This is a genomic window from Herbinix hemicellulosilytica (genome assembly GCF_002904165.1).
Taxonomy (GTDB): domain Bacteria; phylum Bacillota; class Clostridia; order Lachnospirales; family Lachnospiraceae; genus Mobilitalea; species Mobilitalea hemicellulosilytica.
This window is the reverse complement of sequence record NZ_CVTD020000023.1, coordinates 127,594-150,279: the sequence shown is the minus strand read 5'-3', so window position 1 is coordinate 150,279 and position 22,686 is coordinate 127,594. Positions and strand designations below refer to the sequence as shown.

The window sequence follows — 22,686 nt, the reverse complement described above, 5'->3', positions numbered from 1 at the left end:
CAAAGAGCCACTAAAAATAGGGTCCGCTACATACAGCGACCCCGGAGTTTGTGACAGCTTTCTTTATTAAAATTATAATTATGAAGTTATTTTTTTTATGTTCTTAACATATTCGCTTGGTGTCATACCGATTTTTTTCTTAAATATCCTGCTGAAATAATTAGGATCTTTATAGCCGACCATAAAACATACCTCTTTAACGGTTAGGCTAGTATTGGCTAAAAGCTCTTTTGCCTTTTTAACCCGAAGAATAGAAAGCCAATCGATGAAATTAAACCCGGTATTTTTCTTAATAAGTTTGCTGAAATATTGTGGGCTGATATTTACATATTCAGCGACATCTTCAAGGGTTATTTCTTCCGCATAGTGAGCCTCAAGATATTCTTTTGTGGCCTGTACGACTTTATTGGAATAGTCTATAGAACTCTGAGATTTAACACATCCGGTTATTTTCACAAACTTTTGAAAAGCCCATTCAATTAACTGATCACCTTCAAGTTTCATCAAAGAATCTATATTGCATATATAATTATGATAATCTGCATCCTCAAAATTGTCCAGTCTGGCTGCATGGGTTGCCAGTACAAGAATTTCTATAATTTTATTCCTTTTGGCATCGTCACTTAAGTGTTTGATTCTGTTCATAATAATACTGAAATAGTCGTATGCGTCCGCTTTTCTGTGACGAATTGCATTGATCATTTGCTTTTCGGCCTCTTTATATTCGTAAAAACTGTGGTTTTTATATTTATCCAGATCCTGCACATGGATAATTTCGCCCGGATTGCAGTAATGCATACATGAAAGAGCTTCCATTAAAGATATATTAATTGAGTGGAGGCTTTGCACACTGCCGATTCCTCCAATCAATTTTATATTAAACTCTTTTTGTATGGCGTTAAGAAGTTTTTTTGCGGTACAAATGATCCTGGATTTTGTATCCAGTCCCGGAGCCAACTTGTCGGGGCCTTCAGTAATCAAAATACTGATTTGATTTTGTAATACAGGCCCGACAGCGGATATAACACATTTAAGTTCCTTTTTAATTAAGGAATATAAGGACAATTCATCGATATCAAAATCCATATTGCTGGTTTTTCCCTTTGGAATGAATTCAAACTGTATAACATAACCGAGATCTTTAAGATTTAATATATTTTTAAATACAATCAGCTCTTTGTGGGAGGTACCGCGAAAAAACAATGAAAAGACAAAACTTCTTTCCACATAAGAAAAAAGGTCTGTAATGGGAATATCTTCGTTTGCCTTAAGCATTTCACTATGAAGACTTTCCCAGAATTTTTTATTTAAATCGTTATGATATTTATCAATAATAAGCATATGTATTATTCCACTCCTTAAGCTGTCGAAAAAAATGTATATTTTATAATATTATATCATTAATGAAGCATGAATGCACGTACAAAATATGGACATAAATTAAAAATATAGTCAAAATATGTAACAAAATAATAAATAAAAAAGATAAATTTCTGCCACATAAATGCCAAGATAAGGGAATATTATAAAGACGGAATAAAGAAGTTGGTATCATATGCCAAACAGAAAGATGGAAACATTATGGCAATAGAGAAGAAAAATTTCAGATTGATTTTTAGTCTTGTAATTATACAATTGCTTACTATCATCACAATAACGTTTTCATTTTCAAAGTATAGCAAACTGATATATGGCGGAAATGAAAAGCTGTCAAAAGATGATGACAGAGATCTTATTGTGTTTTTTCAAGATGAAATAGATAAGCACCACTTGGATGAAATTTTAAAAGAAATCAGAGATTTTGTTGAAGTTAAAAGACATATAGGAGATTATGCCCTGGTTTCTGTTAATGATAAAGGGAAATATGAGGATATAAAAGGCTATCTTGATAAGCATCCTTCGGTAAAGATTGTTCAACAGGACGGCAGTATTCAATTAATGCAGGTATCAGACGATACTTATGCCAAAACCCAATGGGCAATTCATAATCCCGGATATTATTCGATGTTTTTGTCCGGCTCATTAAGAGAGGTATCTGTCACTCCGGATATAGACATGGATGTGGCTGAGGCATGGCTTCATATGGAACAGGAAAATGCCCGCCCAAAAAGAGTTGTTGTAGCAATTATCGATACGGGAGTAGACTATAACCATCCCGATCTTAAAGACAATATATGGATTAACGAAAATGAAATTCCCGATGACGGAATTGATAATGACAATAACGGATATATCGATGACGTATACGGATGGGATTTTTACAATGACGATGCCAGTGTATGTCATTACCGTTATAACAGAGTGCTGGGACTAAACTTGTCTGACCCGAACGATAATGACGACCACGGAACCCATATAGCCGGTATCATAGGTGCCGTAAAAGACAATAAAATCGGTATAGCAGGCATAGCATCAAACATTGATATAAAATTGATGATTCTGAAAATAAACGGAGGAAAACAGGGGAGCGGAAGCATCTCGGATGCCATAGAAGCCATTAAGTATGCCACAATGATGGGGGCCGATATATGCAATATCAGCTGGGGGACCGGACAGTATTCGCCGGCTCTGGAAGAAGTTATAAAAGAATCCGATATGCTTTTTGTGGCAGCAGCAGGCAATTCGGGATCGGATAATGATACCAAACCGATTTACCCAGCCAACTTCCAACTGGATAATCTTATATCGGTTACATTTATAGATGCCAACGGCAATATGACAAAGCAGTCCAATTACGGGAAAACGACGATAGATTTGGCGGCTCCCGGCACCGATATATTAAGTACGGTTGTAGGAACATATCAAACATTAAGCGGCTCTTCCATGGCTGCCCCTCAGGTAAGCGCTGTTGCTGCTTTATTGTATTCCTATGATGAGAACTTGTATCCGCAGGCAGTGAAAAATGTTATTATAAACTGTTTAAAACCGATTGCGGGATTAAGTGACTTTATTAAAAAACCCGGGATACCGAGTGCATACGCAGCAGTTTTAAATATTAAAAATGCCCAAAGGGATTACATAGCCCCGGCTATAAATCTGAAAACCGAATATAATAAAGAAAGTTTTTTGGTGTCTGTCAAAGCAGAGGATGAAGGCGGATCAGGGATACGTGTTATTCGCTGGCTTCCGGGAGAAAAAACTATAGAGGAATTCGGACGAGGCACTATAGGTTTAAGGACAGAAAACGGGCAGGTTAAAATGGCCAAAGCGGGAACATACACCTTTTATGTCAGCGATTATGCAGGAAATGAAAATGTGGCGATATATAATGTAGAGGATGACCTGACTCCCCCGACGATATCGGCAGGCTATACGGTAGCCGACGATTATAAAAGCAGAACAATAACTGTTAAGGTAAAGGACGGTCAAAGCGGTGTAAAAAGAGTTAAGTATATGTCGGGTAAAAGAAAAGCCGAGGAATTTTTGCCGGCAGGTTCGGGGACAGAAATTAAATTAAAAGATAATAAAGCTTCATTTAAAGTAAAGAAAGACGGTTATTATACCATATATGCCATTGATTACCGGGGAAATCAGACGGTTAATGTAATCAACGTAAAAACCATAGTATCAGAAGAAGTAAAATTTACCCGGACAGAAAAAATTATGAACATCGGGGAAAAATATGTTTTGAGGGCTTTTGTTAAGCCTGCAAATACAACGGATGTCGTAACTTACACCAGTTCCGACGAACGGATTGCCGTAATAAATAAAAACGGAAATATAACAGCTTTAAGGGAAGGAACGGCTCTGATAACAGCAAGAACCAGTAACGGCCATAAAGCGGTATGCAAGATCATTGTAAAAAAGAATAGAAACTAATGTGTGGGGATATAGATATAATTTCGGATATCTATATCCCTTTTACCAAATTAATCTTCCGGCCGACTGCGTTAATTTGTAAAAAAAATGTTGACTGAAATTCCCTTATGTGATATAGTAATAGGGCAAAGAAAGAGGTCTTTTTTTTATGCCTAAAAAGTCTTCTTTAGTTAAGCGAATGTAAGCGCTGCAAGAGAAATCGGAGGTGGAAATTGTGCGCGTAAAAATAACATTAGCATGTACGGAATGTAAGCAACGCAATTACAACACAACCAAAGAAAAGAAATTACATCCGGACAGAATGGAAACAAAAAAGTATTGTAAATTCTGCAGAACTCATACATTGCACAGAGAAACCAAATAATTATATCTGAAAGGAAAGTGAAGAAATGAGTGAAACTACCGGTAACGTTGTAGCTGAAAAAGCGTCAAAGAAGAGCTGGTTTAAGAGTGTCAAGTCCGAGTTTAAGAAAATAGTCTGGCCAGGTAAAGAGACTCTTACTAAACAGACGATAGCTGTTGTTATCGTTACGCTTCTTTTGGGTATAATTATTTATCTACTGGACTATGTTATTGAAGTCGGAATTGGTTTTATATTAGGATAAAGGTGAGAGTATGGCGGAAGCGCATTGGTACGTTGTTCACACTTACTCGGGATATGAAAACAAAGTAAAAGCGAACATTGAAAAAATGATTGAAAACAGAAAACTGCATGATCAGATTTTGGAAGTATCTGTTCCCATGCAGGAAGTCATTGAAGTAAAAAACGGTGTGAAAAAACGTGTACAAAAGAAAATGTTCCCGGGCTATGTTCTCATTCATATGGTAATGAATGACGACGTATGGTATGTTGTTCGCAATACCAGAGGCGTTACGGGTTTTGTAGGCCCGGATTCCAAACAACCGGTTCCGCTCACTGAAGCAGAGATGCGCGCCATGGGTATCAAGACCGACGATATTGTTGTTGACTTTGAGGTTGGCGATACCGTTACCATAGTAAACGGTGTATGGGAAAACACAACCGGTGTTATTAAGCAAATAAATCTTAATAAACAGACGGTTACAATCAGCGTAGATCTGTTTGGACGTGAAACTCCGGTAGAAATCAGCTTCAGTGATGTGAAGATAAAAAAATAACGATTGGGTATATAAGCCGTATACCTGTGCAAATGTATGAAAACGCAGTGATTTACGTGTTTCAACGTGGGAGGGAAATCCCCGCAAATACCACAATATCAGGAGGTAAAACAAAATGGCTAAAAAGGTTATAGGTTATATTAAATTACAAATTCCCGCCGGAAAGGCAACACCGGCACCCCCGGTAGGACCGGCACTTGGTCAACACGGTTTGAACATTGTTCAGTTTACAAAAGAATTTAACGCAAGAACAGCTGATCAGGACGGTATGATAATTCCCGTAATTATTACGGTATATGCAGACAGAAGCTTTAGCTTCATTACAAAGACACCCCCGGCTGCGGTATTGTTAAAGAAGGCACTGAACCTGAAATCAGGATCTGGCGCTCCGAATAAGGTTAAAGTCGGTTCCATCAAAAAGTCTGAACTTCGCAAGATTGCAGAATTGAAGATGCCGGATCTTAATGCCGCAAGTATCGAAGCTGCTATGAGCATGATAGCAGGAACAGCAAGAAGCATGGGCATAACTGTAGAAGAAGACTAATAGAGAATATAAGGGTATAATTCCGAACACTTAAAAACGGATTATACGTTAACAGATCTGTTAATGTGGGAGGACATGCATGGCGTGATTTTACAATCCGCCGTTTTCTTCCGATATTACCACTAGGAGGTTTATAGAATGAAAAGAGGAAAAAGATATCTTAATGCTGCAAAATTATTTGACAAAACCGCTCAATATGATGTAGCTGAAGCAGTAAGCTTAGTAAAAAAGATGGCAGTTGCAAAATTTGATGAAACAATAGAAGCGCACATTCGCCTTGGTGTAGACGGACGTCATGCCGATCAACAGGTTCGTGGAGCGGTAGTTCTGCCTCACGGAACAGGTAAAACAGTACGGGTGCTTGTATTCGCTAAAGGCGACAAATTGGCAGAAGCAGAAGCAGCCGGCGCCGATTATGTAGGCGGAGAAGAACTTGTTCCCAAGATTCAGAACGACGGTTGGCTTGATTTTGACGTTGTAGTTGCTACTCCGGATATGATGGGTGTAGTAGGACGTCTGGGACGTGTACTCGGACCTAAGGGCTTAATGCCTAACCCTAAAGCAGGAACAGTTACAATGGATGTTGCCAAGGCTGTTAAAGATATTAAAGCAGGTAAAATCGAATATAGATTGGACAAGACAAACATTATTCACGTTCCTATCGGAAAAGCATCCTTTACTGAGGAACAGCTTGTAGAAAACTTCGAGACATTAATCGGAGCTATAATTAAAGCAAAACCTGCAGCAGCAAAGGGCCAATATTTAAGAAGTGTAACACTTGCTTCTACAATGGGTCCCGGAGTAAAACTGAATACTGCAAAATTGAGTTAATAAATTGCATAAGTATGTTGACATGACGGTAACGGTCGTGTTATAATGCCTCTGCAATATTATTAGATAAATATTAACTGCCGAAGACAGTAGGTGCCGTAAGGCGTAAGGTAATACCGCCTACCGAGGGAAAGTTGGTTATTCGTGATTGAAATTAACCTCTTTTTGCTTTGGCAGAAAGAGGTTTTTATTATGAATAAACATTTGCAATTTAGCCGATGTTTCCCGATAGTTTCGGTACAATAAAGACCTGCGACGAAATATTAAAGGAGGTGTACCTAGTGGCTAAGTTAGATCAAAAGCAGTCTATAGTTGAGGAAATCAAAGGTTATGTCGAAAAGGCATCAGCAGCAGTGTTGGTAGACTATCGCGGACTTACTGTTGCAGAAGACACTGAGCTTCGTAAAAAGCTGAGAGAAGCCGGTGTTGTATATAAGGTATATAAGAATACAATGCTGAACTTTGCATTTAAAGGAACCGCATTTGAAGCATTGTCAAAGGATCTGCAAGGTCCGACAGCAATAGCTTTCGGTTTTGAAGATGCAACAGCTCCTGCCAGAGTTATCAATGATATGGCTAAGAAAATGCCTAAATTGGAGTTTAAGTCTGGTGTAGTGGAAGGTACTTACTATGATAAAGATGGCATCAAAGTTATTGCTACCATTCCTTCCAGAGAAGTTCTTCTTTCCAGACTTCTTGGCAGCCTGAAGTCACCTATTGCGAACTTTGCAAGAGTGCTTAAACAGATTGCAGAGAAATCCGAAAATGCTGCATAGCATAAATTACCATTACATTATTTAATAAGTAAATATTAATAAATAACCAGTAAATATTAAAAGAAACTAAAAATGATATGGAGGTATTGAAATGACAGTTCAGGAATTTATAGATGAGATTAAAAAGCTCAGTGTATTAGAATTAAATGAATTAGTAAAAGCATGTGAAGAGGAATTTGGCGTATCCGCTGCAGCAGGTGTTGTAGTTGCAGCAGCAGGAGCAGGCGCAGCAGCTGCTGCAGATGCTGAAGAGAAGACCGAGTTTAACGTTGAGTTAACCGAAGCTGGTCCTAACAAGGTTAAGGTAATCAAAGTTGTTCGTGACCTTACCGGTCTGGGCTTAAAAGAAGCTAAGGATCTCGTAGACGGAGCTCCTAAGATGGTTAAGGAAGGCGCAAGCAAGGCAGAAGCTGAAGAAATTAAGGCTAAACTTGAAGCTGAAGGCGCTAAAGTTACTCTTAAGTAATTAATAAAAATTAAAAGATAAAATTAAACAAACGGCATCCAAGTTTAAAGAAATATTTTAAACTTTGGATGCTGTTTTATTGGATTTAACCGTGCTTATGAATTGATATAATTGAGCAAAGAAACTATTCATATGGATTTATGAAAATGAGATTTTAATATTAATATTAATGTTAATCTTCAGAAATAGGTTTAAGGAGATTAATTCTATATTAAAGTTTATAATGCGGTAATAATAGGAATGATAAGCTGCCCTTTAAGATTAAAATAAGAATATTAATAGTAAACAGATACGAGATTTTTGCTGTTTGATACACACTAATATTTCTGAAAAGCAGTATGGAGTATATTGAAGGCTAAGCCGGGATTTGGTTAAGTACCAATATGATATACCGGTTACGGGTCAGGGATTTTATTAGGGAAAGTATATTTATTATGTTAAAAACGCACCAATAAAATAATTGGTCTGTTATATAAAATAAAGTATGCAGATATGACTTATCATTTTGGTTATATCTGCATACCGTTTTTTATGACTTTGATGTAATATTGTATATGTTTTTGAAAAATTATGAAAAAATTGGGAATAATTTTATTATCTGTTGGAACTTCTCAAAAAAACATAAAAAGTCAACAAATTTAATGTTGACAGTTGAAATTAAGTATGATAGTATGAAAGATGCACTATTGTGGTGTTATATGCCTAATTAGCATTATTATAGCATATACGGTAAAAAAAGAAAAGCTATTTTTCAATAAAATTTACAAGACTCCCTAAATTTTTTAGGGGAGTCTTGTGTAACTTATTAAACTCAAGGGGTGAAAACGTCAATGGATAAAAACAGAATGCATCCGATCAAAGTTGGTAATAATGTTAGAATGAGTTTCTCCAAGCAGAAAGAAGTATTGGAGATGCCCAATCTCATTGAGGTTCAAAAGAATTCCTATCAATGGTTTCTCAAAGAAGGTCTTAAAGAGGTGTTTGATGACATTTCTCCGATTACGGATTATAGCGGAAACCTGAGTCTGGAATTCGTTGACTTTACCTTGTGTGAGGATGACATAAAGTATACTATAGAAGAGTGCAAGGAAAGGGATGCAACCTATGCGGCACCCCTAAAAGTAAAAGTTAGGCTTCATAATAAGGAAACCAACGAAATTAACGAGCATGATATATTTATGGGTGACTTACCGTTAATGACTGAAACCGGTACATTTATTATAAACGGTGCAGAAAGAGTCATTGTCAGTCAGTTGGTTCGTTCCCCCGGTATATATTATGCTATTGATCATGATAAAATAGGTAATAGTTTGTTTTTCGCCACTGTTATTCCCAACAGAGGAGCGTGGTTGGAATACGAAACGGATTCCAACGATGTTTTTTATGTTAGGATAGACCGTAACAGAAAGGTTCCTATAACAACTTTTGTCAGAGCTTTGGGATATGGAACTAACGAAGAAATAAAGCAGTTATTCGGCGAGGAACCTAAGATACTGGCAACTTTATCAAAAGACCCAAGCACTGCTAAAGATCCATCCGGCAGTTATCAGGATGGTTTACTTGAGCTGTACAAAAAACTCCGTCCCGGTGAGCCTCTTGCCGTTGAAAATGCGGAGTCTTTACTTCATAGTATGTTCTTTGACCCCAGAAGATATGACCTTGCGAAGGTAGGCCGTTATAAATTTAACAAAAAGCTGCATTTCAGAAACCGTATTGTAGGGTTTAGACTGGCCGAAGATGTTGTAGACAGAACAACCGGTGAAGTGTTGGCGCAAGCAGGCGGCACCGTGACCAATGAAATGGCTATAAATATACAGGATGCGGCTATCCCTTCTGTTTTAATCCAAATAGGTGACAGAAACGTTAAAGTAATATCTAATATGATGGTTAATCTGTCATATTATGTACCTGAAATCAGCACTGAAGAGAAAAAAGCTCTGGGTGTAAACGAGAACGTATATTATCCTGTACTTAAAAAGATATTGGAAGAAAACACTACTTTGGAAGATATAAAGGAAGCAATTCGCAAGAATGTAAACGAGCTTGTTCCGAAGCACATAACAAAGGAAGATATTATAGCTTCCATTAACTATTGTATTCACCTTGAATACGGCATAGGGGATACGGACGATATTGACCATCTGGGCAACAGAAGAATCCGTGCGGTCGGAGAACTTCTGCAAAACCAGTATCGTATTGGCTTGTCCAGAATGGAAAGAGTTGTAAGAGAAAGAATGACAACTCAGGATATGGAGAGTATCAGTCCCCAATCTTTAATAAACATAAAGCCCGTTACGGCTGCAGTCAAAGAATTCTTCGGAAGCTCCCAGTTGTCACAGTTTATGGATCAGCATAACCCGCTCGGTGAGCTTACCCATAAAAGACGTCTGTCCGCTTTGGGACCGGGAGGTTTGTCCCGTGACAGGGCAGGCTTTGAAGTCCGTGACGTTCACTATTCGCACTACGGCAGAATGTGCCCTGTAGAAACACCGGAAGGACCTAATATCGGTCTTATTAACTCACTGGCTACCTATGCAAGAATTAACGAATACGGGTTTATCGAAGCTCCGTATCGTGTTGTTGATAAATCTGATCCCGAAAATCCGAGAGTTACCGACGAAGTTATTTATCTTACTGCCGATGAGGAAGATAAATATGTGGTAGCTCAGGCGAATGCCGAACTGGATGAGGAAGGACACTTTATAAGCAATACTGTATCCGGTCGTTATAAGGAAGAAACATCCCAGTATGAAAAATCAAAAATAGACCTGATGGACGTTTCTCCTAAGATGGTGTTCTCGGTGGCAACATCACTCATACCTTTCCTGGAAAATGACGATGCAAACCGTGCCCTGATGGGGGCCAACATGCAGCGTCAGGCTGTTCCTTTGATTAAGACTGAAAATCCTGTAGTGGGAACAGGTATAGAGGCAAAGGCTGCCATTGACTCAGGAGTATGTGTACTTGCCAAAAAATCCGGTGTGGTTGAAAGGGTTACCGCGAAAGATATTGTTGTTAAGAATGATGATGGCACCAAGTCCACTTACAGGCTTATAAAATTTGCAAGAAGCAACCAGGGGACCTGTATAAATCAAAAGCCGATAGTAAATCAGGGTGACAGGGTTGAAGAAGGCCAGGTTATTGCCGACGGTCCTTCTACCTGCAAAGGTGAACTGGCTTTAGGTAAGAACCCTCTGATCGGCTTTATGACCTGGGAAGGATATAACTACGAGGACGCTGTCCTTCTTAGTGAGCGTCTTGTAAGAGATGATGTTTATACATCCATTCATATAGAAGAATATGAGGCAGAAGCAAGAGATACCAAACTCGGCCCCGAAGAAATCACCAGGGATGTACCCGGTGTCGGTGACGATGCCCTTAAAGACCTGGATGAAAGAGGTATTATAAGAATAGGCGCCGAGGTCCGTGCAGGAGATATCCTTGTCGGTAAAGTAACACCTAAGGGTGAAACCGAGCTTACCGCCGAAGAACGCTTGCTTAGAGCAATATTCGGTGAAAAAGCAAGGGAAGTAAGGGATACTTCTCTTAGGGTTCCTCACGGTGAATACGGAATAGTAGTAGATGCCAAGGTATTTACAAGAGAAAACGGGGATGAACTGCCGCCCGGAGTAAATCAAACGGTTAGAGTGTATATTGCTCAGAAAAGAAAAATTCAGGTCGGTGATAAGATGGCAGGCCGTCACGGTAATAAGGGTGTAGTATCCCGTGTATTACCTGTTGAAGACATGCCGTATTTACCGAACGGCAGACCCCTGGATATAGTTTTAAATCCTCTGGGTGTACCTTCCCGTATGAATATAGGACAGGTACTGGAAATTCATCTGTCATTGGCAGCAAAAATACTGGGAATTGATGTGGCAACTCCCGTATTTGACGGTGCCAATGAGGAAGATATAATGGAAACCTTAAGAATTGCCAATGATTATGCCAACATGGAATGGGAAGATTTCGAAGCAAAATATAAAGATAAACTGCACCCTTACCTGTTTGAACATCTGAAGCAGCATTACGGAGAAAATAATGAATGGAAGGGTGTTCCGATAAACAGTGACGGTAAAGTAATGCTCCGTGACGGCAGAACAGGTGAGTTTTTCGATCAGCCTGTTACCGTCGGATTCATGCATTACCTGAAACTGCACCATCTGGTTGATGATAAGATTCATGCCCGTTCTACAGGACCATATTCGTTAGTAACACAGCAACCTTTAGGCGGAAAGGCACAATTTGGCGGACAAAGATTCGGTGAAATGGAGGTTTGGGCACTGGAGGCATACGGTGCCGCATATATCCTTCAAGAAATTCTGACGGTAAAATCGGACGATGTGACCGGCCGTGTTAAAACCTACGAAGCAATTATTAAGGGCGAAAATATCAGTGAGCCCGGTATTCCGGAATCATTTAAGGTTCTGCTTAAGGAACTTCAGTCACTGGCTCTCGATGTTACCGTACTTGACGAGAACGGCAATGAAGTCAAGCTGACAGAGGGCGTAGATTACAGTGATTCCGATATGACACAGCTTATTGAAGGCGACAACAGCTTCAGGTATGATGAAGGTTATGACAATGCCGGTTATAGTGAAACAGGAGAAGAAGATATTGACAGTAGCTTCTTTGATATTTACGAAGAAATCTCCGATGATTCAGACAGTGATACCGACGATTTGTATTTTGATGATATAGATGACAGTTCTGATGATTTATTCTAACTGTCGCATCTAAGGATGCAATTTATGAACTTTAATGAAGGGAGAGCCAAATAATGCCTGATATTATTAATAATAATGAAGTTGAAATATCGTATGAAGCCATAAGAATCGGCCTAGCATCTCCGGAAAAAATAAGGGAATGGTCAAGAGGAGAAGTAAAAAAACCGGAGACTATTAACTATAGAACCTTAAAACCGGAGAAAGACGGGTTGTTCTGTGAAAGAATATTTGGTCCGAGCAAAGACTGGGAGTGCCACTGCGGAAAATATAAGAAAATCAGATATAAAGGTGTAGTATGTGACCGCTGTGGTGTTGAAGTAACAAAATCCAGTGTACGTCGTGAAAGAATGGGCCATATTGAACTGGCAGCACCGGTATCCCATATCTGGTATTTTAAAGGAATTCCCAGCCGTATGGGATTAATGCTGGATCTGTCACCCAGAGCATTGGAAAAAGTATTGTATTTTGCTGCCTATATTGTTCTTGATAAAGGTAATACCGATCTTCAATATAAACAAATACTTAACGAAAGAGAAAAACAGGAAGCGATAGAAAAATACGGCGAAGGAAGTTTCCGTGTCGGTATGGGTGCGGAAGCCATCCAGGAACTTTTAAGAAATATTGATCTGGAAAAGGAAACCAAGGAGCTTAAAAAGGCCCTAAAGGATTCCACCGGACAAAAGAGAGCCAGAATAATAAAAAGGCTGGAAGTTATGGAAGCTTTCCGCGAGTCAGGAAACAAACCGGAATGGATGATACTTACGGTTATTCCGGTTATCCCTCCTGATCTTAGGCCTATGGTTCAACTTGACGGCGGAAGATTTGCCACTTCCGATATGAACGACCTGTACCGCAGGATTATTAACCGTAACAACCGGTTAAAGAGGCTTCTTGAACTTGGTGCTCCTGACATCATTGTCAGAAACGAAAAGAGAATGCTTCAGGAAGCTGTAGACGCCTTAATTGACAACGGAAGAAGAGGAAGACCTGTTACCGGTCCCGGAAATCGTCCGCTTAAATCCTTATCCGATATGTTAAAAGGTAAGCAGGGACGCTTCCGTCAGAACCTGCTGGGTAAGAGAGTTGACTACTCCGGCCGTTCGGTTATCGTAGTCGGTCCTGAACTTAAGATATATCAGTGCGGACTTCCTAAGGAAATGGCTATTGAGTTATTTAAGCCTTTCGTTATGAAAGAGCTGGTAGCAAGAGGTACCGCTCATAATATTAAGTCCGCCAAAAAGATGGTGGAAAGACTTCAGCCTGAAGTATGGGACGTACTTGAGGATGTTATTAAAGAACATCCTGTTATGCTTAACCGTGCTCCGACACTGCACAGACTGGGTATTCAGGCTTTCGAGCCCGTGCTGGTTGAAGGTAAGGCCATTAAGCTTCACCCGCTTGTATGTACCGCTTATAACGCAGACTTCGACGGAGACCAGATGGCCGTTCACCTTCCCTTGTCTGCGGAGGCACAGGCAGAGTGCAGATTCTTGCTGCTTTCACCCAACAACCTGTTAAAGCCTTCGGACGGCGCACCGGTTACGGTTCCTTCTCAGGACATGGTTCTGGGTATATATTATCTGACAATAGACAGACCGAATGAATCAGGCATAATACGTTCATTCAAGAGCGTAAATGAAGCCATTATGGCATATGAGAATAAATTAATAACTCTTCATGAGCCTATAAGGGTTAAGAGGACAGGTATCAACAGCGAAGGCCAAAAAGTGTCGAAGGTAGTGCAATCTACTTTAGGCCGCTTCATTTTCAACGAAGTAATTCCTCAGGACCTTGGCTTTGTTGACAGAAGTAAGCCTGAAAACTTCCTTGAGCTGGAGATTGACTTTGTAGTAGGTAAAAAGCAGTTAAAACCTATACTGGAAAGATGTATTAATATCCACGGCACTACCCAAACGGCAGAGCTACTTGACTCAATTAAAGCACTGGGTTATAAATATTCGACACAGGCAGCATTTACCGTATCCATATCCGATATGGTAGTGCCCAGTGATAAGAAAGAAATTCTTGCCGAAGCGGAAGCTACCATTGAAAGGATTAACAGAGAGTACCGCCGAGGCAGAATGACCGAAGAAGAAAGATACAATACGGTTATAGATACCTGGAAAGAAGCAGACCGTGTGCTTACGGACAAACTGCTTGCCGGACTGGACAGATTTAATAACATTAAGATGATGTCAGACTCCGGTGCCCGCGGTTCCGATAAGCAGATTAAACAGCTGGCCGGTATGCGCGGACTTATGGCCGATACATCGGGTCGTACCATTGAATTGCCTATTAAGTCTAACCTTCGTGAAGGTTTGGACGTTTTGGAATACTTTATTTCTGCTCACGGAGCAAGAAAAGGTCTTTCAGATACGGCTCTTCGTACCGCTGACTCCGGTTATCTGACCCGCCGTCTTGTTGACGTTGCTCAGGATTTAATTATCAGAGAGGCGGATTGCTGCGACCATGAGCATGACGAGGAAATACCGGGAATATGGGTAAGAGCCTTCATGGACGGCAAGGAAGTTATCGAAACCTTACAGGAAAGAATTACCGGAAGATATGCCTGCGAAACAGTTTACGATGCTGATGGCAACGTTATAGTTAAAGCAAATCATATGATTACGCCTAAGAGGGCAGAAGCTATAGTAAATGCGGGCATTGAAAAGGTTAAGATAAGAACAGTATTGACATGTAAATCCCGTATCGGTGTATGTGCTAAGTGTTACGGCGCCAACATGGCTACCGGAGAACCGGTTCAGGTTGGTGAAGCTATAGGTATTATAGCAGCGCAATCTATCGGTGAACCGGGAACACAGCTTACCATGCGTACCTTCCATACCGGTGGTGTGGCCGGCGACGATATCACACAAGGTTTGCCTCGTGTAGAGGAATTGTTTGAAGCAAGAAAGCCTAAGGGACTTGCTATTATTGCAGAGTTCGGCGGTACAGTTACTATTAAGGACACCAAGAAGAAGAGAGAAGTTATAGTAACCAACCCCGAAACCATGGAATCCAAAGCATATCTTATCCCTTACGGTTCAAGAATAAAAGTTAATGAGGGAGACACTATTGAAGCAGGTGACGAACTTACAGAAGGTAGTGTAAATCCTCACGACATTCTTAAGATAAAGGGTATCCGTGCTGTTCAGGATTATATGATCCAGGAAGTACAACGGGTATACCGCCTGCAAGGTGTTGAAATTAACGATAAGCATATTGAGGTTATAGTCCGTCAGATGCTTAAGAAAGTCCGTGTTGAAAATAACGGAGATACCAATTTCCTTCCGGGTTCACTGGTTGACATTATGGAATTTGAAGAGGTCAACAAGGCTATGGTTGAAAAAGGTCTAAAACCTGCCGAGGGAAAACGGGTAATGCTTGGTATCACTAAGGCTGCTTTGGCAACCAACTCCTTCCTGTCGGCAGCATCATTCCAGGAAACCACCAAGGTCTTAACTGAGGCTGCCATAAAAGGAAAAATAGATCCGCTCATCGGATTAAAAGAAAACGTTATAATCGGTAAATTAATTCCTGCCGGAACCGGTATGAAGAAATACCGCAGTGTAAAGATAAGTACCGAAGGTGAGGATAATAATTTAACCGATAATATGTATCATGAGGGCGGTTATACCGATGACTTTGATACCTTTGATTATCCTGAAGGAAGTTTAAATGACAGCCTGTTTAACGATGAGGATAACGAGGGAAGTAAGGTATCTGGCGTTAATGATGAAATGTTTGAAGGAGAAGACGGAATACCCGATGTGGTCTTCAGCGAAGACAAATTTGCAAGTAATGATGACAGACTGGGAAGAGAAGACAGCATACCCGGTGTAGACGATGCGCATATCTCTTACGGTGAGGAAACTCACAATGACGGAGATTGGACTGAAACCGAGTTTAATTTAAAGGGTATTGACGAAGATGACTACAGCGACGGTCTGTAATTTAATCAAAATATTTATCTAATGATATGATAAATTAACATTAAAAGCCGTTTGGCGGATCAATTTGCATATGCAAGGGAAGAGGGGTGATGGGCTGGGAAGTTCATTGCCTCTCTTTTTAAAAATTAGTGGTAGCTTATTTGATTTTGAACATAATATATTACGAAAAAAGATTTGAGGGGATCAGCATGGAATATTTAAGAAGATTCAATGAATGGCTTTCGAATCCGTATTTCGATGAAAAAACAAAAAAAGAACTGGAAGCCATAAAAGACAATGAAAATGAAATTAAGGAGAGATTCTTTAAAGATTTGGAGTTTGGTACCGGGGGCTTAAGAGGAATTCTAGGTGCCGGAACAAACAGACTAAACATATATACTGTAAGAAAAGCCACTCAGGGCCTTGCTAATTACATTATCAAGCAGAACGGACAAAGTAAAGGTGTAGTAATAGCATATGATTCCAGAAGAATGTCTCCGGAATTTGCTTTGGAAACCGCCCTGTGCCTTGCAGCCAACAGGATTAAGGCTTATTTGTTTGAATCTTTAAGACCTACTCCTCAACTTTCATTTGCCGTAAGAGAACTTGGATGTATTGCAGGCGTAGTTATAACAGCAAGCCATAACCCTCCGGAATACAACGGTTACAAGGTTTACTGGGAAGACGGCGCCCAGGTAACATCTCCCAGGGATATGGAGATCATAGGGGAAGTTAATGCAATAAAGGATTTTTCCGAAACCAAGACCATGAGCAAAGAGGATGCTTTAAAAGAGGGCCTTTTGACTATAATCGGAAAGGAAATTGATGACAGGTACATAGACTGTTTAAAGAAACTTGTTATCAATCCGGTTAGTGAAAAGGGAAAAGAATTAAAAATAGTATATACTCCTTTGCATGGTTCCGGTAATGTACCTGTAAGAAGAATTCTTAGCGAACTGGGATTTAAGAATGTATATGTTGTTCCTGAGCAGGAACTGCCGGACCCCGATTTTTCAACTGTAGATTATCCTAATCCAGAAGATCCTGCGGTATATAAGCTGGCACTTGAACTTGCCGAGAAAGTCAACGCCGATGTGATTCTGGCAACAGATCCGGATGCGGACAGGTTGGGTATTCAGGTACGGGACAATAACGGGAAATTTGTGTTGTTCAACGGAAATATGACAGGTGCCTTGATTGCGGAATATGTATTCTCGCAAAAAGCCGAAAAAGGAATACTGCCTAAAAACAGCGCCCTTATTAAAACTATCGTTTCCGGAAATATAACGGATCAAATAGCCAAAGAATACAAAGCTAAACTTATTGAAGTTTTAACCGGTTTTAAATATATAGGAGAACAGATAAGAATGTTTGAAGAAACCGGATCCAATGAGTTTGTATTCGGATATGAGGAAAGTTATGGTTGCCTGGTTGGAACTCATGCCAGGGATAAAGATGCCGTTTCTGCAGTAATGACTTTATGTGAAGCGGCGGCATATTATAAAGACCGTGGAATATCCCTTTATGATCAAATGGATCGTATTTTCAAAAAATACGGATATTATGAAGAAAAAACCGTTTCCTACACCTTAAAAGGAATAGAGGGTATGGAAAAGATCAAAGCAATTATGGAAGGATACCGTAAAAATCCTCCTAAAACCGCAGGCGGATACCAAATCTTAAAAATAAGAGACTATAAAAATGATACCATAACAGATTTGGCAACCGGAGAAGTTACTCCTACCAATCTTCCAAAGTCAGATGTTCTTTATTATGAAATGAACGATGATGCATGGTGTGCCGTAAGACCTTCGGGAACTGAACCGAAAATTAAGTTCTATTTTGGAGTCAAAGGAAACACCAGGGAGGATGCTCTAGAAAAGCTTAACAGGCTAGTAAACGATGAAGTTTTCAAAGTACAGTAAATTATAGATATAAATAGTAATTATTATAAAAACACCATATAACCTGACAGGCTATATGGTGTTTTTTTGCTTATTCGAAACTGATATGTAAAATTTAGCACATACAAAATATGAATGCAAATATCATCTTATTTTGCTTTTTAATATAGTAGACAAATAATGTAATAATTCTTTTAGGATGTAGGTTTTTCTTTATTAAGTTGAAAATTTTTATTTAGTAAGTGATTAAGCAAGAAAAAGACTTGAACAGATAAATACCGGTTTATTGTTCAAGCCTTTTATATTCATAATATTTATTTTATATCAGTTTTCTGCCGCAGTTAGGACAGAAGTTTGCTCCTTCCGTTTTATGGCCGCAGTCTGGACAGAAATTAGGCTTTGATGATGTGGCCTGGCCGGATGGATTTTGCCCGGTACCGGTTTGCTGACCCGGATTTAAATTTGCCTGCTCGTTCATATTTTTCAGCATCTGATTGGCTATGTTCATCCCCATCATCATGCCTGCCATGTCTGCCGCAGTGCTGCCGCCTCTTACTTTACCGGAAGCAATACCTTCCGTCATTTCAATCTGTTGATAACGGCCGAGGTCACCGACCATGCTGTGGGAGGCATTTTTGTTGATCATCTTCTGAATTTCTTCAGGATAGTTAAAGCTCATAATATTAAATCCTGTGACTGAAAGGCCGCTGTCAAACAACTGCATGTCGAGGTCTGCTCTTATTCCTTCGGCAATTTCAAAGGAATTTGCCTGTAGGTTAAACATATCCTTACCTTCTTTGACGATCCATTTCATCAGCAACTGATCCAGTACAGCCGTGATACGGATTCTTACATCCTCCACCAGATAGCTTTGTCTTACGCCGGCTATCTTATCTATAAGTTTGACATAGTCGGAAACCTTAAATGTAACCGTTCCGTTGGCGCGGACTGGCATACCGCCGGGCAGTGAAGGAGTGGGAATATTTATGGCATTTTGGGTCCCCCATTTTGTAACAAATTCTTTGGTATTGACAAAAAGAACTTCGGCTCTCATTCCGCTGTTAAAGCCGAATTTGAAGCCTTTAAGGGTGGATAAAAAGGGTATAATTTGAGATTCGATATCGTAATCACCTTCGTCGGTAAAGATACCTTCTATTTTGCCGTTATAAAGGAATATGGCATCCTGGCCGGGACGGATAATCAGTCTGCTGCCCTTTTTTATCTCTTTATTGTTCCATTTGTAGAATATCATATCGTCGCGAAATTCTTCCCATTCCACAACATTTGCGAATTGCTTTGAAAACAGTCCCATATTGAACCTCCTATTGATTAAATGATATAGTTTAAAGAATTTAATTTTAATCAGTAGCTACTTCCTTTGCAACCTTCCTATATATGGAATTTTTGTGGCTTTATTCAATTGATATAATCCGGTATTTTGCCGTATCAATCCCTTTATATGTGCGTAACTGTATTTAGCATTACTTAGATAACTTAGTTAACAGGTACAATTATTTTAAATCAGATCTATTTTAATTATATTATTACAATTTCCTGCCTCCTGAACTGTGAGAGCGGCCACCTGAAGAAACTCCTCCTCTAAAACCCCCCGAATTAAATCCGCCGCTGCTTTTGACACCGCCTCCAGATGAAGAATTGGAGCTGGGTTTTCTTACTTTGCTTACGGTTGAGTGGGTATATTGGTCTTTACAACCTATGAGACCGGATTTACTTCTGTCAAGATAGTCCCTGGCGCCGGCGGTCATTACTCCTCCGGAACTATAGGCTAACACACCTACAACACTTCCTCCTATAAACAGGGAGATCAAAAGCTGAAACCAGACGTTAAATAATATGTTATTCTTTTTCTGTTCGGCTTTATAATAACTTTTATAATGATAGTTATAATCATAATCATCATAGGTATACTTGTTGTCTGCATCAAAGTCAGCGGGCGGAGTATCATATTTATAATTATGATCATAGTTAAGTTCCGTATCGTCTTCCAAATAAGCTGCGGATTGTATGATATATGTTTTAAAGGCCTCAAGATAATTGCCGTTTCTTAAATCGTCCTCCACACTGTCAAATATTTCGTCTATTCTTTTGGAATGAATATAGGTTTCGGCCAGCCCATATCCTTCCATGAATATTTCCCCACGATATAAATCGTACAGAAAATATACCCGGTCATCAACAGGAAGCAGGTCCTCAAAATCTTCAATATATTTTTCCGGATAAACGGCGTGGGCATCGTTATGGGTTAGGACAATTATTTCTATACCGGCTTGCTCGCCGTATTTTTTGCTTAAGGATTCCAGATATTCTCTTTCCGTATCGGTAAGCAATCCCGCTTCATCAAAAATGCGTCTTCCATTTTCGTAATCCGTTACATAATCAGTTGAAGCGTAAGCCGTTCCGGTAAAACTGCCAGCAACAATACAATATACAGCCGACAGAAGGATAAGTGGAGCAGCAAAATATAAGATGAATGTTTTAGCTAACTTTATAAGTAATTTATTCATTGTCATAATTACCACCCACCCTCCATAATTAAGGTCAATATACGAAGAAGGAGGAAACAGCTGCCGGATACACCGAAAAACCAGGCTGCAACCTTGCCTTTGCTGATAGGAGGTTTTCCTACTATTTTTCCGGTCTGGCCGTTCATGGCAAAAGTATGCTCGGCTTTTTTATAATCATAGCAAACCATCCATACCGGCAGTAAAGTATATTTTGCATCCTTTTTCCTAATGTGGATATCCAATTTGTTAAAGTGTACGGTGGTATATCCGCTAATGGTAGATTTAAGGTATGATTCTACATAAGAATAAACACGGTTTTTTACCCTGGGCAGTAATTGCTCATCGTCATAATCGTATTTTTCGGCGACAAAGCCTGCCAGATATGGCATTTTAAAATCTTTTAAATTACCGTAAGTATAGGGCTCCAATTTATCCATCATGGAATCATCCATTTTTTTTGAGGCATCGCAGGGAACCTTTAAATAATCAAGGTCTACTTTGCGGTAAACATTATAGTATCTTGTTTCCGTATAAATCCAGTCGCCTCTGGTATAAGTACGAACTTTTGTACATGTGGCAACCGCTTCGCCTTTGCCGTTCAAATCGTATAACCAAAAGGGTACATATATGCCGGTTATATCCTTAATTCTATCTGCAACCTTAAAATCACTTGGTAAAAGAAGGCCTTTTTTGCACCATTTTTTAAATGCTTCCTGGGCTTGTTCCTTTGTGATGGAAAAAGGAATTACATAGTCCGGTGCGAAAGTCCCCGACAAGCGCTCGCTTATTACTATACCTGCCCCGCAGAAACTACATCTGGTAGCTGTTGTCTGCGGTTCGGTAATAAGTACAGCACCGCAATTCTGACAGTGGTATTCTGTTATTTCGTGTTCCGAAAAAGCATGATGGTGGGTAGAATTATCTTCAAATAATGGATCTTCATAATCTTTTTCAAAAAAAGTCTGCTCGGCTTTCTTGTCTTCATCTTCTATATTGTATGAAACCTGGGCACCGTCGGGAATATTGTTTAAACCGGCCATCTTTTCTATACTTTCTTCTCTTTGGCAACTATGGCATTTAAGCTTTCCCGAGCTTGCATCAAATTCCATGTCGGCCCCGCAATTGGGACATTTATAATGTGTTACCATAGCACTTCTCTCCTTGCCCATGATTTAAAAAATGTCCGCAAATAAGAAGATATGCACTTCGTATTGGCGGACATTTAACCGGATTATTTATTTAAACTTGCTTTTAATGCTGCCAGTTCGTCATCCACCGATATATCGGAGGTGTATTTTTTGGTAAGATCTTCAATGGTCTGATTTTTGGAGGAGCGGTTAAGTTCTGCCATGGCATTGGCTTTGTCCAGAGCCTTGTTTGCCAATTCCTCATATTTTTCAAAACTTGATATGGAGTTATTGGCGCTTGCTACTGACGAACTCATCTTATTTATGCGCTCCTGGGTTTTTGCCACCGCAAGCTTACCCTTAATCATGTCTTTCCTTGCTTCCAGTTCGGCTATGTCGGATACCAGTTTATCATGCATCTGCCTCATATGATCCGCATTATTTTTGGCAAGTTCATAGGCCTCCACCAAGCCGGCTTGTTTGGAAACCAAGGATGCTTTATGTTCCAAAAATTTTCTGGCATCGTCTTCGTTTCCGGCTTCCAATGCCTTAATTGCAAATTGCTGCATTCTTTCAATCTCGGCATTGCATTCGTCCAATTGTCTTTTAGCTCTTTGTTCCTCGGCCATAATAGCGGCAGTTTCGGATTTTACCTTGCCCAAATCGGAATTTAAGTTTCTTAAGCACTGATCTATCATTTTTTCGGGGTCCTCGGCTTTATCCAGAAGTGCATTAATATTGCTCTGCATAATGTCTTTAAATCTTGAAAGAATTCCCATGTTTATCCCTCCTTATGTATCGGTGAATCCTTGTTTTTACAACCTATTACAATTTCAAGTTTATTATGAATGTAAGATATCGTCAAGTTAAAATCCGGTTAGAATGATAAAAAGAAGTT

Annotated in this window: 16 protein-coding genes and 1 other annotated feature; of the genes, 11 read left to right on the top strand and 5 right to left on the bottom strand. The window is 39.6% G+C overall.

Annotation, left to right across the window (positions count from 1 at the left end):
- Window positions 1-78 precede the first annotated feature (78 nt).
- Complete coding sequence (locus HHT355_RS10305; RefSeq protein ID WP_103203367.1) at window positions 79-1,341, bottom strand: helix-turn-helix domain-containing protein; 1,263 nt, start codon at window positions 1,339-1,341, stop codon at window positions 79-81.
- 240 nt (window positions 1,342-1,581) lie between these two features.
- Here HHT355_RS10305 and HHT355_RS10300 point away from each other — a divergent pair, with 240 nt between their 5' ends.
- The 11 genes from HHT355_RS10300 to HHT355_RS10250 all read left to right on the top strand — a co-directional run bounded on the left by HHT355_RS10300 (window position 1,582) and on the right by HHT355_RS10250 (window position 18,157).
- Window positions 1,582-3,819, top strand: coding sequence for a S8 family serine peptidase (locus tag HHT355_RS10300; protein ID WP_146039190.1), 2,238 nt, complete (start codon window positions 1,582-1,584; stop codon window positions 3,817-3,819).
- Window positions 3,820-4,033: 214 nt separating this feature from the next.
- On the top strand, window positions 4,034-4,183 hold the full coding sequence (gene rpmG / locus HHT355_RS10295) for a 50S ribosomal protein L33 (RefSeq protein WP_103203365.1): 150 nt from the start codon (window positions 4,034-4,036) through the stop codon (window positions 4,181-4,183).
- 25 nt (window positions 4,184-4,208) lie between these two features.
- Entirely contained in the window at window positions 4,209-4,424 is a 216-nt protein-coding gene (secE, locus tag HHT355_RS10290) for a preprotein translocase subunit SecE (RefSeq protein WP_103203364.1), read from the top strand.
- Between the two features lie 10 nt (window positions 4,425-4,434).
- Entirely contained in the window at window positions 4,435-4,956 is a 522-nt protein-coding gene (nusG, locus tag HHT355_RS10285; protein WP_103203363.1) for a transcription termination/antitermination protein NusG, read from the top strand.
- Window positions 4,957-5,071: 115 nt separating this feature from the next.
- Complete coding sequence (rplK, locus tag HHT355_RS10280; RefSeq protein WP_103203362.1) at window positions 5,072-5,500, top strand: 50S ribosomal protein L11; 429 nt, start codon at window positions 5,072-5,074, stop codon at window positions 5,498-5,500.
- 138 nt (window positions 5,501-5,638) lie between these two features.
- Window positions 5,639-6,331: a 50S ribosomal protein L1 gene (rplA, locus tag HHT355_RS10275; RefSeq protein ID WP_103203361.1), complete on the top strand. Its 693-nt coding sequence runs from the start codon at window positions 5,639-5,641 to the stop codon at window positions 6,329-6,331.
- A 62-nt stretch (window positions 6,332-6,393) separates the two neighbouring features.
- Window positions 6,394-6,530: a sequence feature (ribosomal protein L10 leader region), on the top strand.
- Window positions 6,531-6,612: 82 nt separating this feature from the next.
- Window positions 6,613-7,107: a 50S ribosomal protein L10 gene (rplJ, locus tag HHT355_RS10270; protein WP_103203360.1), complete on the top strand. Its 495-nt coding sequence runs from the start codon at window positions 6,613-6,615 to the stop codon at window positions 7,105-7,107.
- 91 nt (window positions 7,108-7,198) lie between these two features.
- Window positions 7,199-7,573, top strand: coding sequence for a 50S ribosomal protein L7/L12 (gene rplL / locus HHT355_RS10265; RefSeq protein ID WP_103203359.1), 375 nt, complete (start codon window positions 7,199-7,201; stop codon window positions 7,571-7,573).
- A gap of 830 nt (window positions 7,574-8,403) precedes the next feature.
- Complete coding sequence (gene rpoB, locus HHT355_RS10260) at window positions 8,404-12,300, top strand: DNA-directed RNA polymerase subunit beta (protein WP_103203358.1); 3,897 nt, start codon at window positions 8,404-8,406, stop codon at window positions 12,298-12,300.
- Between the two features lie 53 nt (window positions 12,301-12,353).
- A complete protein-coding gene (gene rpoC, locus HHT355_RS10255; RefSeq protein ID WP_103203357.1) occupies window positions 12,354-16,253 on the top strand; it encodes a DNA-directed RNA polymerase subunit beta' in 3,900 nt (1,299 codons plus the stop codon).
- 188 nt (window positions 16,254-16,441) lie between these two features.
- Complete coding sequence (locus HHT355_RS10250; protein WP_103203356.1) at window positions 16,442-18,157, top strand: phospho-sugar mutase; 1,716 nt, start codon at window positions 16,442-16,444, stop codon at window positions 18,155-18,157.
- 298 nt (window positions 18,158-18,455) lie between these two features.
- Here HHT355_RS10250 and HHT355_RS10245 read toward each other — a convergent pair whose 3' ends face one another.
- The 4 genes from HHT355_RS10245 to HHT355_RS10230 form a co-directional block, all read right to left on the bottom strand.
- Complete coding sequence (locus HHT355_RS10245) at window positions 18,456-19,448, bottom strand: SPFH domain-containing protein (protein WP_103203355.1); 993 nt, start codon at window positions 19,446-19,448, stop codon at window positions 18,456-18,458.
- Between the two features lie 232 nt (window positions 19,449-19,680).
- A complete protein-coding gene (locus HHT355_RS10240) occupies window positions 19,681-20,667 on the bottom strand; it encodes a TPM domain-containing protein (RefSeq protein ID WP_103203354.1) in 987 nt (328 codons plus the stop codon).
- Window positions 20,668-20,669: 2 nt separating this feature from the next.
- Window positions 20,670-21,809 carry a hypothetical protein gene (locus tag HHT355_RS10235; RefSeq protein ID WP_103203353.1) on the bottom strand — a complete coding sequence of 380 codons (1,140 nt, stop codon included), beginning with the start codon at window positions 21,807-21,809 and terminating at the stop codon, window positions 20,670-20,672.
- Between the two features lie 83 nt (window positions 21,810-21,892).
- On the bottom strand, window positions 21,893-22,567 hold the full coding sequence (locus HHT355_RS10230; protein ID WP_103203352.1) for a PspA/IM30 family protein: 675 nt from the start codon (window positions 22,565-22,567) through the stop codon (window positions 21,893-21,895).
- Window positions 22,568-22,686: the final 119 nt, after the last annotated feature.